Source organism: Streptomyces bikiniensis, from assembly GCF_000716625.1.
GTDB classification, from domain to species: domain Bacteria; phylum Actinomycetota; class Actinomycetes; order Streptomycetales; family Streptomycetaceae; genus Streptomyces; species Streptomyces bikiniensis.
This window is the reverse complement of sequence record NZ_JNXJ01000125.1, coordinates 1-425: the sequence shown is the minus strand read 5'-3', so window position 1 is coordinate 425 and position 425 is coordinate 1. Positions and strand designations below refer to the sequence as shown.

Genomic DNA, 425 nt, shown 5'->3' with positions numbered 1-425 from the left:
CGTCGTCAGACTCGCCCAGGGCTTCACCGTCCACCGCACGCCCCTCGGCAAGAGGATCACCGCCACCATCGCCCTGACCGACGACCCCCTGACCGGTGGCCTGTAAGGACTTTCAAGCGGTCATCCGGGTGCCGCCGGCATCACGGCCGAGCGGGCGTGCGGGCGTGCGGGCATGTGGGTGTGCGGGCTCCTTCGGGCGCCGAGGGCCGAAGCGGGCGCCGGGCCCGGCCCTTACGCCGGGTTCGGCGCCTCGGACAGGGCGAGGCGGGCGATGACGCGCTTGCCGACCGGCTCCCGCTCCACGAACAGCTTCTCGGCGACCTTCCTGATGATCTCCAGGCCGTGATGGCCCACCCTGCCGGGATCCGCGCCGCGCACCACCGGAACGGCCGGGTCGCTGTCCCACACCACGACGTCCACACCGT

General features: G+C 72.7%; 1 pseudogene. It reads right to left on the bottom strand.

Features of this window, described 5'->3' with window-relative positions:
* Positions 1-231: 231 nt before the first annotated feature.
* Positions 232-425, bottom strand: a pseudogene (locus OO47_RS33035) (ATP-binding protein); the annotation flags it as partial.